Below are 12,173 nucleotides of genomic sequence, written 5' to 3' on the forward strand. Positions count from 1 at the left end.
GCTTGTCAAGCAAGCGGCGCCGGGCGCGGCGGCCCGGCGCCCGCCGGTTCAGCGCGAGGACCGGCCCTGTTCGTAGCCGCTCTCGAAGGCGCGCTGCTCGTTCTGGCGGCTCCGGTCGAAGAGGTAGCCGCCCGCCGCGCCGGCCCCGGCGCCGATCAGCGCGCCCCAGCCGGCATTGCCGGAGAAGGAGCCGATGATGCCGCCGGCCGCGGCACCCACGCCGGTGCCGGTCAGGGTGCGGCGGGTGGTGTCGTCCATGCTTTCGCAGCCGCCCAGGGTCAGGGCGGCCACGGCGGCCAGGGCCGGGATCGAGATCTTCCGCGAGATTTGCATCTCAGCCTCCTATCGCCGGCGCCGGGGGGGCGTAGCCGGGCAGGGATAGGTCGCCTGCGCCCAGCGCGTGAGCCCGTCCACCGCGGCCTCGCCGGCATATTGCGGGGACCCGCGCAGCCACGTGACGTAGGAGCTGGCCACCTGCTCCACCGAGGGCCGCTGCTCGGGCGGGCAGAAGAGGGGGGGCGTGCGGGTGCCGGCGCGGCGGGTCGCGTTGTGGTATTGCGCGGCGCCCTGCAGGAAGCCGTGGCAGAAATGCACGGCCGCGACATAGCGCGGGTCGTCCTGCGTCGCGCCGCAGAGGGCCGCGAGATCGCCGGCCGTCCGGCCCTGGAAGGCGCTCGGATCCACGGACGGGTTCGCCGATTGGGCGAGGGCCGGGCCGGCGAGCGCCACCAGCGCCCCGGCGACAGCAAGGAATCTCATGACCGCTATTTCCTCTCTCAACTGTGGCGAGCGTTGCATGAACATTCCCATCGTTCCAATCCTTTTCAACGGATTCAGGGGGCTGCCCTTGCCCTCGGGGCGTGGCCCATGCAGAAAGGGCCGGATCGGCCGCGGCACGCGCGGGCGTCTCCCATTTTTCTGCATCCCGAGGGGCGGCCGCCGCGCCGGACCATGAGCTACGCCGTCAAGGAAATCTTCTACACGCTTCAGGGCGAGGGCCGTCAGGCCGGCCGCCCGGCCGTGTTCTGCCGCTTCGCCGGCTGCAACCTCTGGACCGGGCGCGAGGAGGATCGCGCGACCGCGACCTGCACCTTCTGCGACACGGATTTCGTGGGAATGGACGGGCCGGGCGGTGGGCGCTTCGCCGATGCGGCGGCGCTCGCCCAGGCCATCGCCGCCTGCTGGGGCCCGGGCCGCGGGGCGCGCTTCGTGGTGCTGACCGGCGGCGAGCCACTGCTCCAGGTCGACCCTGCCCTGGTTGCCGCCCTGCACGAAGAGGGCTTCGAGATCGCCATCGAGACCAACGGCACCATCGCCCCGCCCGAGGGGATCGACTGGGTCTGCGTCAGCCCCAAATCCGGCGCGCCGCTGGTCCTGACCCAGGGCGACGAGTTGAAATTCGTCTTTCCCCAGAAAGGGCTGGATCCGGCGGATTTCGCGGGCCTCGCCTTCGGTACCCATCTGCTGCAGCCCATGGACGGCCCGGACCGCGCGGCCCATACCAAGGCCGCCATCGCCTATTGCCTGGCGCATCCGAAATGGCGCCTCAGCCTCCAGACGCACAAGCTGCTGGGAATTCCCTGATGTTCGAGCTCAGCAAGCAGTTCCGCTTCGAGGCGGCGCATACCCTCCACCGCGCCATCGACGCCGAGCCGAGCCGCCGCATCCATGGCCATTCCTACCGCGCCGAGGTCACCTTGCGCGGCGAGGCGGACCCCGAGACGGGCATGCTCATGGATCTCGGCCTCTTCCGCCGGGCGCTGGAGGGGGTGCGCGACGGGCTCGACCACCGCTTCCTGGACGAGGTGCCGGACCTCGGCCCGCCCACGCTGGAAAGCCTGGCGGCCTGGATCTGGCGGCGCCTCTCGCCCCAATGCGCGGCGCTGTCCAAGGTCACGGTCTTCCGCGATTCCGAGGGCGACGCCTGCGCCTATTTCGGCCCCGGCTGAAGGCCATCGCTGGCCGCAGGACAGTCATGCCTCGACCCGGCGGTGCGGACGTGCCATCTCCCCCGCCGACATGGACAGCCTCACCACCCAACGGACCGAAGCGGGCCAGCAGGCCGCGCGCCGCCGCAGCTTCGCGATCATCGCGCACCCGGACGCCGGCAAGACCACGCTGACGGAGAAGCTGCTGCTCAAGGGCGGCGCCATCCAGCTCGCCGGCCAGGTGCGCGCCAAGGGCAACCGCCGGGCCACGCGCTCAGACTGGATGAGCATCGAGCAGGACCGCGGCATCTCGGTCGCGACCTCGGTCATGACCTTCGAGCGCGACGGGCTGATCTTCAACCTGCTCGACACGCCGGGCCACGAGGACTTCTCGGAGGATACCTACCGCACGCTGACCGCCGTGGACGCGGCGGTCATGGTGCTGGACGCGGCCAAGGGCATCGAGGCGCAGACGCTCAAGCTCTTCGAGGTCTGCCGCCTGCGCGACATCCCCATCATCACCTTCATCAACAAGATGGACCGCGAGGGGCGCGACCCGCTGGAGCTGCTGGACGAGATCGAGAAGACGCTCGCGCTCGACGTCTCGCCCGCCGCCTGGCCGATCGGCGCGGGGCGCGACCTGCTGGGCGTCTACGACCTGCTGAACCCCGCCGTGCGCATGCTGGACACCGAGGAGGGGAGCCACATCCCCGTCAGCGGCCTGGACGACCCGGCGCTGGACAAGCTGGTCCCGCGCGAGCGGCTGGCCGAGCTGCGCGAGCAGGCGGATCTCGTGCAGGGCGGCTATCCCGAGTTCGACGAGGAAGCCTTCCTCCAGGGCACCATGACGCCGGTCTTCTTCGGCAGCGCGCTGCGCGATTTCGGCGTGGGGCACCTGCTGGACGGGCTCGGGCGCCTCGCGCCGCCGCCGCGCCCGCGCCAGTCCGATGCGCGCGTGGTGGAGCCGGGCGAAGGCAAGCTCACGGGCTTCGTCTTCAAGGTCCAGGCCAATATGGACCCCAACCACCGCGACCGCGTGGCCTTCCTGCGCGTCTGCTCGGGCCGGCTGGAGAAGGGCGCGCGCCTGCTGCAGGTCCGCACCGGCAAGCAGGTGCCGGTGAACGCGCCGCTCTTCTTCTTCGCCAAGGATCGCCAGGTGGCCGAGGAGGCCTGGCCGGGCGACGTGGTGGGCATCGCCAACCACGGCATCCTGCGCATCGGCGACACGCTGACCGAGGGCGAGCCCATCAACTTCCGCGGCGTCCCGTCCTTCGCGCCGGAGCACCTCCGCCGCGTGCGGCTGGACGACCCGATGCTGGCGAAGAAGCTCAACAAGGCGCTGGAGCAGCTGGCGGACGAGGGCGTGGTGCAGATCTTCCGCCCGCTCGACGGCTCGCCCCCCGTGGTCGGCGTGGTCGGCCTGCTGCAGGTGGACGTGCTGCAGAGCCGGCTCAAGGTGGAATACGGCGTGCCCGCCGGCTTCGAGCACACGCAGTGGGAATACCTCCGCTGGGTGAGCACGGAGGACCAGGCCGCGCTGGAGCGCTTCAAGCAGTTCAACCGCGGTGACCTCGCCGAGGATCACGATGGAGAGCTGGTGGCGCTCTTCGCCTCCGACTGGCGGCGCAAGCGGGCGGAGGACGAGTGGAAGACGCTCAGCTTCCACGCGCTGCGCGAGCAGCACAGCCTCTCGGAGAGCTGAGAGCTACGGCGCGGGGCATCGCCTTGCGCGTGAGCGCGAAGCGCGACCGCTCCCCGGCTGAGGGCGCCCGGAGGGCACCAGACTACGCAAAGCTCTCGACGGTTCCGTCGAGGGCCATCAGCACGCCCTCCGCCCGCAGCGCCGGGTGGCGCTGCGCCAGCTCGGCGCGGAAGGCCGCGAAGACGCGGCGGTGGAGCGCGCTCTCGGCCTCGGGCGTCGCGACGGCTTCGGCGCCATAGGCGATCTTCGCCGCCCCGCAATCGCGATGCCCCACCGCGATCACGCGCGGAACCTTGTGCAGCTGCACCGAGGTGGCGAGGTTGTCCCAGAAGGCCGGCTGCCACGTCGCGAAGGCGGGCGACACGACGCCCAGCGCCGCGCCGGCGATGGCGAAGCGGCTGAACCTTCCGCTCAGCCCGCGCTGCCCCATCCAGGCATAGACCGGCGAGACCAGGCGCGGATCGATGCAGGTCAGCAGCATCGCGTCATAGGCTGTGCCGTCCCCCGCGCGGGCCACGGATGCCATCGGCACGCCGGCGGCAAGGCCGAGAAAGGCACGGCGCCCGGCATGCGCGCCACAGAGACAGGAAGCCTTTCGGGACATGCCGTGTAGACTAAGCTTGTATCGAATATTGCGGCAAGTTCATCTTTTGGAAACGCGACCGGAAAAGGGGGAAACATGCCCAAGGACATCATCTGCGCCTTCAGCGTGCATTGCGACGCGGTGGCCGGCTGGCTCGGCAGCTATGGCGGCGAGGACAGCCCGGGCGACATCAGCCGCGGCGTCTTCGCGGCCGAGGTCGGCATGCCGCGCATCCTCAAGCTCTTCGAGCGCTTCGGGATCCGGCAGTCCTGGTTCATCCCCGGCCACACCATCGAGAGCTTTCCCGCCCAGACGGACATGGTGGCCCAGGCGGGCCATGAGATCGGCCTGCACGGCTACAGCCACGAGAACCCGCTGGCCCTGAGCCGCATGCAGGAGGAGGCGATCTTCCACAAATGCATCGGCCTCATCGAGAAACACTGGGGCCGCCAGCCGGTCGGCTACGTCGCGCCCTGGTGGGAGGTGAGCGCGACGAGCATCGAGATCCTGGTGGAGCGCGGCATCCAGTACGACCACTCGCTGATGCATCACGACGCCATCCCCTATTACGTGCGGACGGGCGATGCCTGGACGCCCATCGACTACAGCCAGCCGGCCGAGAGCTGGATGAAGCCCTTCACCAAGGGGAAGCTGACCGATCTCGTGGAGGTCCCCGCCTCCTGGTACCTCGACGACCTGCCGCCCATGATGTTCGTGAAGAAGTTCCCGAACAGCCACGGCTATGTCAGCCCGCACGCGCTGGAGCAGATCTGGCGCGACCATTTCGACTTCATCTACCGCGAGTACGACTACGCAGTGGTGCCCATGACCATCCACCCGGATGTCTCCGGCCGGCCGCAGGTGCTGCTGATGCTGGAGCGGCTGATCGGACACATGATGCGCCAGCCGGGCGTGCGTTTCCTGACGCTGGAGGAGATGGTGAAGGACTTCCGCGGCCGTTTCCCGAAGCCGGCCGGTTGATAAACCGGCTTCACGGCGGCCCGCCGTATCGGCATGCTCCGGCCGGGGAGAACGCCATGAAGAAGCTGACCGCCGTGATCCTGTTCGCCATCGGCGCCGCGAGTTGCGGCGGCTCCTCCGGCTATAATTCCAGCTACGGATCGAGCTCCGACGACCGCCGCTGGATCAACCAGTGCATCAGCGACAATTCCCGTGAGGGGCAGACGCGCCGGGTCGTGACCGCCTACTGCACCTGCATGAACAACCGCATGAGCAACAACGAGACGCGCTCGATCAGCCAGTGGGAGCGCTCCCATCCGCGCGAGCGGCGGGAGTGCTCCGAGCGCGCCGGCTGGTACTGAGGCCCCGGCGCCCGCTGCCGCGGAGATGATCCGCGCGGGCTAGGCGGCCTTCCTCATGAAATCCGCGCAGCGCTCGCCGATCATGATGCAGCCGGCATTCGTGTTCCCGCTCACCACCGTGGGCATGATGCTGCCGTCGGCCACGCGCAGGTTGCCGACGCCGTTCACGCGCAGCTGCGTATCGACCACCGCCGCGTCGTCCTCGCCCATGCGGCAGGTGCCGGTGGGGTGGTAGATGGTGCCGCTGGTCTGGCGCACGAAGTCCAGCCAGGCCGCGTCATCCTCGGGCGCGCCCTCGGGCGGGGCGTAGCGATCGGTGATGAAGCGGCCCAGCGCCTTCGTATCGGCCAGGCGCTTCGCCAGCTTCACGCCCTCCACCATGCATTGCTTGTCCGTCTCGCTCGTCAGGTAGCGGGCGTGGATATGGGGCTTGGCCAGCGGGTCGGTGCTGGCCAGCCGGATCTCCCCGCGGCTTTCGGGGCGGAGCTGGCAGACGCTGACCGTGAAGCCGGGGAATTTGTGCAGCCCCTCCTTCACGCTGTCCGCGCTCCAGGGAATGAAGTGGAACTGCACGTCGGGCGTGGCGCTTTGCGGCAGCACGCGTGCGAAGAGGCCGGAGGTGGCGGCGGCGAAGCTCAATGGACCGCGCCGCGTCAGCGCGAATTTCGCGCCCATCATGCCCATGCCGAAGAGGCCCATGCGCTCGTTCACCGTGACGCGCTGGCTCGCGCGGTACATCAGCCGGGCCTGCAGATGGTCCTGCAGGTTCTGGCCGACGCCCGGGATGTCGCGCTTCACCTCGATCCCCATCTCGGCCAGATGCGCCGCCGGGCCGAGGCCGGAGAGCATCATCAGCTGCGGGCTGCCGATGGCGCCCGAGCTCAGCACCACCTCCCGCGCCGCCTTCAGCGTGCGGGTCTGGTTGCCGACGCGGTAGACCACGCCCGTCGCGCGGCCATCCTCGATGAGGATGCGCTCCACATGCGCGTCGGTGACGACGCGCAGATTGGGCCGCTTCATCGCGGGCTTGAGATAGGCCGTCGCGGCCGAGCAGCGGAAGCCGTCGCGGACCGTCACCTGGTACCAGCCAGCGCCCTCCTGCGTCGGGCCGTTGAAGTCGGGATTCTCGGGGAAGCCGAGCTCCTTCGCCGCGTCGATGAAGGCGCGCTCCAGCACGCCCTTCTCGCGCAGGTCGGTGACGGAGAGGGGGCCGTCGGCGCCGTGCAGCGCATCCGCGCCGCGCTCCTGCCGCTCGGCCTTCTTGAAGTAGGGCAGGCAGTCGTCGAAGCCCCAGCCGGTGCAGCCGAGCTGCCGCCAGTGGTCGTAATCCTCCGCCTGGCCGCGGATGTAGATGAGGCCGTTGATGGCCGAGGAACCGCCCAGCACGCGGCCGCGCGGCCAGGGCACCGAGCGCCCGCCCAACTCCGCCTCCGCCTGGGTGGCGAAGTTCCAGCTGATGGTGGGGTGGTACATCGTCTTGGCGTAGCCGATGGGCACGTGCAGCCAGGGATTGCGGTCGCGGCTGCCGGCCTCCAGCACCGTCACGCGGATCCGGGGATCCTCGCTGAGCCGCCCCGCCAGCGCGCTGCCGGCCGAGCCGCTGCCAACAACGACCACATCGGTCTCTTCCATCGGACTCCCCCATTGCTTTGGCGTGATGGTCCCTCCCGATCCTTTCGGGGTCAACAGCTTGACGCCGAGGGGCCGCCGGGTTTGCCTCGGCGCATGCCTCAGCTCGATACCCTGGCCGACCTGCTTGGCCCCGCCGGCTGCCTCCGCGACGAGGCCGAGATCGCTCCCTATTCGGTGGATTGGCGCGGCGTCTATCGCGGCCAGCCCCAGGCCGTGCTGCGCCCCGCCGACACGGCGCAGGTCTCCGCCGCCATGCGCGCCTGCGCCGGGCTCGGACTGGCCATCGTGCCGGCGGGGGGGCGCACCTCGCTCTGCGGCGGCGTGGTGCCGCAGGCCCAGGGGCCGGCCAGCGTGGTGCTGAGCCTGGAGCGCATGAACCGCATCCGCGACGTCGATCCCCTCGACAACTCGCTCGTCGCCGAGGCCGGTTGCATCATCGAATCCGTGCAGAACGCGGCGACGAATGTCGGCCGCCTCTTCCCGCTGCATTTCGGCGCGCAGGGCAGCGCCATGGTGGGCGGTGCGCTTTCCACCAATGCCGGCGGCATCCGCACCATCCGCTACGGCAATGCGCGCGAGCTGGTGCTGGGGCTGGAGGTCGTGCTGCCCGACGGCCGCGTGCTGGATGACCTGCGCCGCGTGCGGAAGGACAATTCCGGTTACGCGCTGCGTCACCTCTTCATCGGGGGCGAGGGCACGCTCGGCGTCATCACCGCGGCCTCCCTGCGCCTCTTCCCGCCACTCGCGAAGCGGGAGACGGCGCTGGTCGCGGTGCGCTCGCCGCGCGAGGCGCTGAAGCTCTATGCGCGCTGCCAGGAGAGCGGCGCCGAGCTCGTGGCCTATGAGCTGATCCAGCGCAACTGCATCGAGATCACGCTGCGCCACGGCACCAACGTGCGCGAGCCCATGGCGCTCACCACGCCCTGGTACGTGCTGGTCGAGGCCGGCAGCACCCACCCTTCCATCCCGGTGCGCGAGGCGCTGGAGGCCGCGCTGATGGCGGGCCTCGAAGCGGGCGAGGCGGAGGATGTCGTGATCTGCGAGAGCGAGGCGCAGCGCCAGAACCTCTGGAACATCCGCGAGACCTTCCCCGAGGCCTCGCGCATCGACGCGCCGGGCCTGCCGACCGATACCTGCGTCCCCGTCTCCGCCGTGCCGGAATTCCTGGAACGCAGCGAGGCTCTGATCGCGGCGCATTGGCCAGAGGGGCAGATGGCGGCGCTCGGCCATATGGGCGACGGGAACATCCATCTCTCGATGAAGGCGCCACAGGGCATGACCCATGCCGAATGGCTCGTCCGCGCGCCGGATTTCGAGGAGCGGATCAGCGAACTGGCGGTGGAGCTGGGCGGCAGCTTCTCGGCCGAGCATGGCATCGGCCAGTCCAAGCGCGCCTCCATGGCGGCGCTGAAATCGCCGGTGGCGCTGGAGCTGATGCGCGCGATCAAGGCGACGCTGGACCCGGCGGGGCGGATGAATCCCGGCAAGGTCCTGCCGGGCTAGCCGATGGCCTGAGGCAGCACCTCAGGCCGAGCGCGCGAAGTCAGTAGCAGTTCACCAGGCGGATGCTGGGCGAGCCATTGCCCATCTCCGCGTCGTAGAGCATCTGCACCTGGCCGGGCCCCACATTGGCGAAGGTGCCGGTGCCGAACTTGTGGCCGTAGCCGGCGTTGCGATAGATGCTGAAGATCTGATGCTGCGCCGCATGCACCGTGTTCGGGAAGCCCGCGACGACGACGGTCACGGTCAGGTTCTTGCCCGAGCGCTCCCGCAGGTTCACGTAGTATTCGTAGCTGTTGGCGCCGTTGCTGGCCTTGTAGACGTTGGTGATCTCGACACGGCCGCGGCACTGCGACTGCCCGTAATACTGCAGGTGCGGGTTGTTGGGATCGACCGCCTGGCCGTCGCTGGCACCCAGCGAAAGAACGGCCAGGGAGAGCGCGGCCACGCCGGCGGCGCGTTTCAACGAATGCATATGGAGTTCCCGATTGTTGTCCACGGGCCGGCGGCTGCCGTGCCCCCTTCCCATCTACAGGGCGTGCAGTGAAGAACAAGCTAACCCCAGCCGCTTGATGCACTCGAAACCTGCACGTAAACAGCGCTGGACGACGGGGCGTAGCACAGCCTGGTAGTGCGCCTGCTTTGGGAGCAGGAGGTCGGAGGTTCGAATCCTCTCGCCCCGATTCGCGCCGGAGAGGACGCGTCACCCAAGCCATGCTCCGACTCGATCATCTCACCGTCATCGCGCCGGACCTGGCCGAGGGCGTGGCACATGTCCGCGCCTGCCTCGACCTGGATGTCCCCTTCGGGCAGCGCCACGCCTACATGGGCACGCACAACCACCTTCTTCAGCTCGGCGACGGCATCTATCTGGAGATCGTCGCGCTCGACCCCGATGGCGTCTGGCCGGGACGTCCGCGCTGGTTCGGGGTCGACGACGGCCGGCGGGTCCGGGCCGACTGGGATGCGGGCCGCCGCCTGCGGGGCTGGGTCGCGCGGGCCGATCCGATCGATGCGGTCCTGCGCGGCCGGGAGGGGATCTTCGGCCGGAAGGTCTCGCTGCCCTGGGAAGATCCGTCCTTCGACTTCGCCATTCCCGATGACGGCTCCCTGCCCTGGGGAGGTGCCGCGCCCTCCCTCATCGACCGGCGCGGCAAGCCGCGGTCGATGGCCACGATCGCGGATCTCGGGGCGCGCCTCCTGTCCTTCACGCTCGAGCATCCGGACGCGGCCGAGGTGCAGGCGCTCTACCAGGCGCTCGGGATCGACCGGCCCCCCTCCGTGCGGGCCGGAGGGGCGCTGCGCTATCGCGCGCTGATCGAGACGCCGGCCGGGCCCAGAAAACTGGCCTGAGCGGGCGCCGTCAGCCCAGCCGGTTCCGGAAGAGCTGGCCGTTCTTCATGATCAGCGCCAGGCTCCGCTCCGGCTCCGCCAGCAGGGAGATGTTCTCCAGCGGATTCCCGTCCACCACCAGCAGGTCCGCATAGGCCTCCGGCTCGATGACGCCGAGCTTGCGCGGATAGGGATTGCGCGGGCCCGAGAGCGTCAGCAGCTCGGCATTGGTCGAGGTCGCCTGGCGCAGCGCCTCGGCCGGGCTGTACCAGCGGGCCATGCGGGCGAGCAGCAGGCCCTGCCGCGGCGTCAGCTGGGTGGAGAACAGGATGTCCGTGCCGAAGCCCGTCTTGATGCCGTGGCGCTTCGCCAGCTCGTAGGTGCGGTCGGTGCCGGCCACCACCTGCTGGCGGTCGCGCTCGCTCGGGCCCGATTGCCGGGGGGCATCGTCGGCGGCGAAGGGCTGGGTGCTGAGCCAAGCGCCCTTCTCGGCGATGCGGGCGGCCGTCGCCTCGTCCATCAGGTGGCCATGCTCGATGCAGCGCACGCCCGCATCGAGGGCGCGAAGGATCGAGGCGGGCGTATAGGCATGGACCAGCACGTAGGTGCCCCAGTCCTCCGCCGATTCCACCGCCGCGCGGATCTCGGCGGGGCTCAGCGTCAGCGCGTCGAGCGGGCTGCGCGGGGTGGAGACCCCGCCGCTGCCCGTGAGCTTGATCTGCGAGGCGCCCTGCAGCAGCTGCTCGCGCACGCGGCGGCGCATGTCGCTGGGCCCGTCGATGATGGCGCTGCCGCCCGTCCGCTCGGAGGCGCTGGCGCCGCTGCCGGGGCTCGGCAGTTCATGGAGCTGGCGGAAATCCCCATGCCCGCCCGTGCCGGTGACCATGGCGCCCGATGGGTAGATGCGCGGGCCGGTGGCCAGCCCCTCGTCGATCGCCTGCTTCAGCGCGAAGACGGGGCCGCCCGCGTCGCGAAGCGTGGTGAAGCCGCGCATCAGCGTGCGCTCGGCCTCGGCGGCGGCGGCGAGATGGACGTAGCCCATGTCGGCGGTCAGCAGCACGGCCAGGGGCACGGCCGCGAAGAGCGTGTGCCAATGCGCGTCGATCAGCCCGGGCATCAGCGTGCGGCCGCCGCAGTCGATGACCTGCGCGCCTTCCGGCGGGGCGGGGTTGCCCGTGGCCAGCGCGCGGATCGCCTCGCCCTCCACCAGCAGGGTCAGCCCATCGCGCAACGCGCCGCCGGAGCCGTCGAAGAGGCGGAAGTTGGTGAAGGCGATGGGGCGCGCCGCCGCGGATTGCGCCAGCGCCGGTGCCGCGCCGGCACTGGCCAGCGCCGCGGCCATGAAGCCGCGGCGCGACAGGCCGCGCGCGAGCCGTTCCGACACCGCCCGGATCTCGGGGCGGTGGCAAAGGCACCCGGCATGCGGGGCGAGGGGTTCGTTCTCGGCCGTACAACGCAGCATCGTGGAGATCTCCGGGTCATGTCGGCGCCGAATCGGCTGACAAGGCGCTTGGCCGAAGCTTACCATGAATACGAATGCAAGGGCGCCGCCGCGCCCCGGAGGATGCCATGCCGGTCCCGATGCCTCTTCTCGGCGCGCTCGCGCAAAATTGGTGGCTGATCCTGCTGAAGGGCATCTGCGCCGTCATTTTCGGCGTGCTGACCTTCGCCTGGCCCGGCGTCACGATCATCACGCTGGTGATGCTCTACGGCATTTACGCCCTGGTGGACGGGGTGTTCTCCCTCTGGGCGGCCGTGGGGGGCGGCGGGCAGACCTCGCGCTGGTGGCTGGCGCTGGTGGGCGTGATGGGACTGCTGGCCGGCCTGATCGCGATCTTCCTGCCGGGCATGACCGCGATCCTGCTGCTGTGGTGCATCGCGGCCTGGGCGATCGTGACCGGCATCTTCCAGATCATGGGCGCCATCTCGCTGCGCAAGCAGATCGACAACGAATGGGCGCTGATCGCGGCCGGCGCGCTTTCGGTGGCCTTGGGCATCTTCATGATGATCCAGCCGGCGGCGGGCGCGCTGGCGCTGGTCTTCGTGATCGGGGCCTACGCCATCCTGTACGGGCTGCTGCTGATCGCCTTCTCCTTCCGGCTGAAGAAGCATGCGCCCGCGTAAAGCCGCCGTTGAGTTTTCGCGGATTTTTCGGCTATGATCGCCGCCGTCAA

At 69.9% G+C, this 12,173-nt stretch carries 14 protein-coding genes and 1 tRNA gene; 9 read left to right on the forward strand and 6 right to left on the reverse strand.

The genetic code is table 11. The features are described from left to right. Window positions 1-48 precede the first annotated feature (48 nt). Both WJM96_RS04005 and WJM96_RS04010 read right to left on the reverse strand, forming a co-directional pair. Entirely contained in the window at window positions 49-333 is a 285-nt protein-coding gene (locus WJM96_RS04005; protein WP_424811130.1) for a YMGG-like glycine zipper-containing protein, read from the reverse strand. Window positions 334-342: 9 nt separating this feature from the next. Continuing rightward, on the reverse strand, window positions 343-759 hold the full coding sequence (locus WJM96_RS04010; RefSeq protein WP_424811131.1) for a Rap1a/Tai family immunity protein: 417 nt from the start codon (window positions 757-759) through the stop codon (window positions 343-345). 192 nt (window positions 760-951) lie between these two features. Here WJM96_RS04010 and queE point away from each other — a divergent pair, with 192 nt between their 5' ends. From queE to WJM96_RS04025, 3 genes are all read left to right on the forward strand, one after another. Further along, window positions 952-1,584 carry a 7-carboxy-7-deazaguanine synthase gene (queE, locus tag WJM96_RS04015; protein WP_424811132.1) on the forward strand — a complete coding sequence of 211 codons (633 nt, stop codon included), beginning with the start codon at window positions 952-954 and terminating at the stop codon, window positions 1,582-1,584. Then, a complete protein-coding gene (locus WJM96_RS04020; protein ID WP_424811133.1) occupies window positions 1,584-1,949 on the forward strand; it encodes a 6-pyruvoyl trahydropterin synthase family protein in 366 nt (121 codons plus the stop codon). Before queE ends, WJM96_RS04020 begins: the two co-directional genes overlap by 1 nt. Window positions 1,950-2,019: 70 nt before the next feature. Further along, window positions 2,020-3,630 carry a peptide chain release factor 3 gene (locus WJM96_RS04025; RefSeq protein WP_424811134.1) on the forward strand — a complete coding sequence of 537 codons (1,611 nt, stop codon included), beginning with the start codon at window positions 2,020-2,022 and terminating at the stop codon, window positions 3,628-3,630. A gap of 82 nt (window positions 3,631-3,712) precedes the next feature. Here WJM96_RS04025 and WJM96_RS04030 read toward each other — a convergent pair whose 3' ends face one another. Continuing rightward, entirely contained in the window at window positions 3,713-4,234 is a 522-nt protein-coding gene (locus WJM96_RS04030; RefSeq protein WP_424811135.1) for a hypothetical protein, read from the reverse strand. 75 nt (window positions 4,235-4,309) lie between these two features. On the opposite strand from WJM96_RS04030, the gene WJM96_RS04035 reads away from it, so the two are divergent. Both WJM96_RS04035 and WJM96_RS04040 read left to right on the forward strand, forming a co-directional pair. Continuing rightward, the gene (locus WJM96_RS04035) at window positions 4,310-5,194 is read left to right on the forward strand and encodes a polysaccharide deacetylase family protein (protein WP_424811136.1); all 885 of its coding nucleotides are present in this window, start codon (window positions 4,310-4,312) and stop codon (window positions 5,192-5,194) included. A gap of 56 nt (window positions 5,195-5,250) precedes the next feature. Further along, the gene (locus WJM96_RS04040) at window positions 5,251-5,535 is read left to right on the forward strand and encodes a hypothetical protein (RefSeq protein ID WP_424811137.1); all 285 of its coding nucleotides are present in this window, start codon (window positions 5,251-5,253) and stop codon (window positions 5,533-5,535) included. A 39-nt stretch (window positions 5,536-5,574) separates the two neighbouring features. On the opposite strand, the gene WJM96_RS04045 is transcribed toward WJM96_RS04040, so the two are convergent. Next, window positions 5,575-7,167 carry a GMC family oxidoreductase gene (locus WJM96_RS04045; RefSeq protein WP_424811138.1) on the reverse strand — a complete coding sequence of 531 codons (1,593 nt, stop codon included), beginning with the start codon at window positions 7,165-7,167 and terminating at the stop codon, window positions 5,575-5,577. A gap of 93 nt (window positions 7,168-7,260) precedes the next feature. Between WJM96_RS04045 and WJM96_RS04050 the strand changes: the two genes are divergently transcribed. Continuing rightward, window positions 7,261-8,670, forward strand: coding sequence for an FAD-binding oxidoreductase (locus WJM96_RS04050; protein ID WP_424811139.1), 1,410 nt, complete (start codon window positions 7,261-7,263; stop codon window positions 8,668-8,670). Between the two features lie 40 nt (window positions 8,671-8,710). On the opposite strand, the gene WJM96_RS04055 is transcribed toward WJM96_RS04050, so the two are convergent. After that, on the reverse strand, window positions 8,711-9,142 hold the full coding sequence (locus tag WJM96_RS04055) for a hypothetical protein (RefSeq protein WP_424811140.1): 432 nt from the start codon (window positions 9,140-9,142) through the stop codon (window positions 8,711-8,713). A gap of 134 nt (window positions 9,143-9,276) precedes the next feature. Here WJM96_RS04055 and WJM96_RS04060 point away from each other — a divergent pair. Together WJM96_RS04060 and WJM96_RS04065 are read left to right on the forward strand one after the other, a co-directional pair. After that, window positions 9,277-9,350: transfer RNA gene (locus tag WJM96_RS04060), tRNA-Pro, on the forward strand. Window positions 9,351-9,381: 31 nt separating this feature from the next. Continuing rightward, window positions 9,382-10,020, forward strand: coding sequence for a VOC family protein (locus tag WJM96_RS04065; RefSeq protein ID WP_424811141.1), 639 nt, complete (start codon window positions 9,382-9,384; stop codon window positions 10,018-10,020). Window positions 10,021-10,030: 10 nt separating this feature from the next. On the opposite strand, the gene WJM96_RS04070 is transcribed toward WJM96_RS04065, so the two are convergent. Continuing rightward, window positions 10,031-11,461 carry an amidohydrolase family protein gene (locus WJM96_RS04070; protein ID WP_424811142.1) on the reverse strand — a complete coding sequence of 477 codons (1,431 nt, stop codon included), beginning with the start codon at window positions 11,459-11,461 and terminating at the stop codon, window positions 10,031-10,033. Between the two features lie 107 nt (window positions 11,462-11,568). Between WJM96_RS04070 and WJM96_RS04075 the strand changes: the two genes are divergently transcribed. Beyond that, entirely contained in the window at window positions 11,569-12,123 is a 555-nt protein-coding gene (locus tag WJM96_RS04075) for an HdeD family acid-resistance protein (RefSeq protein WP_424811143.1), read from the forward strand. Window positions 12,124-12,173: the final 50 nt, after the last annotated feature.

The organism is Roseococcus sp. YIM B11640 (assembly GCF_049727625.1).
Taxonomy (GTDB): Bacteria; Pseudomonadota; Alphaproteobacteria; order Acetobacterales; family Acetobacteraceae; genus Roseococcus.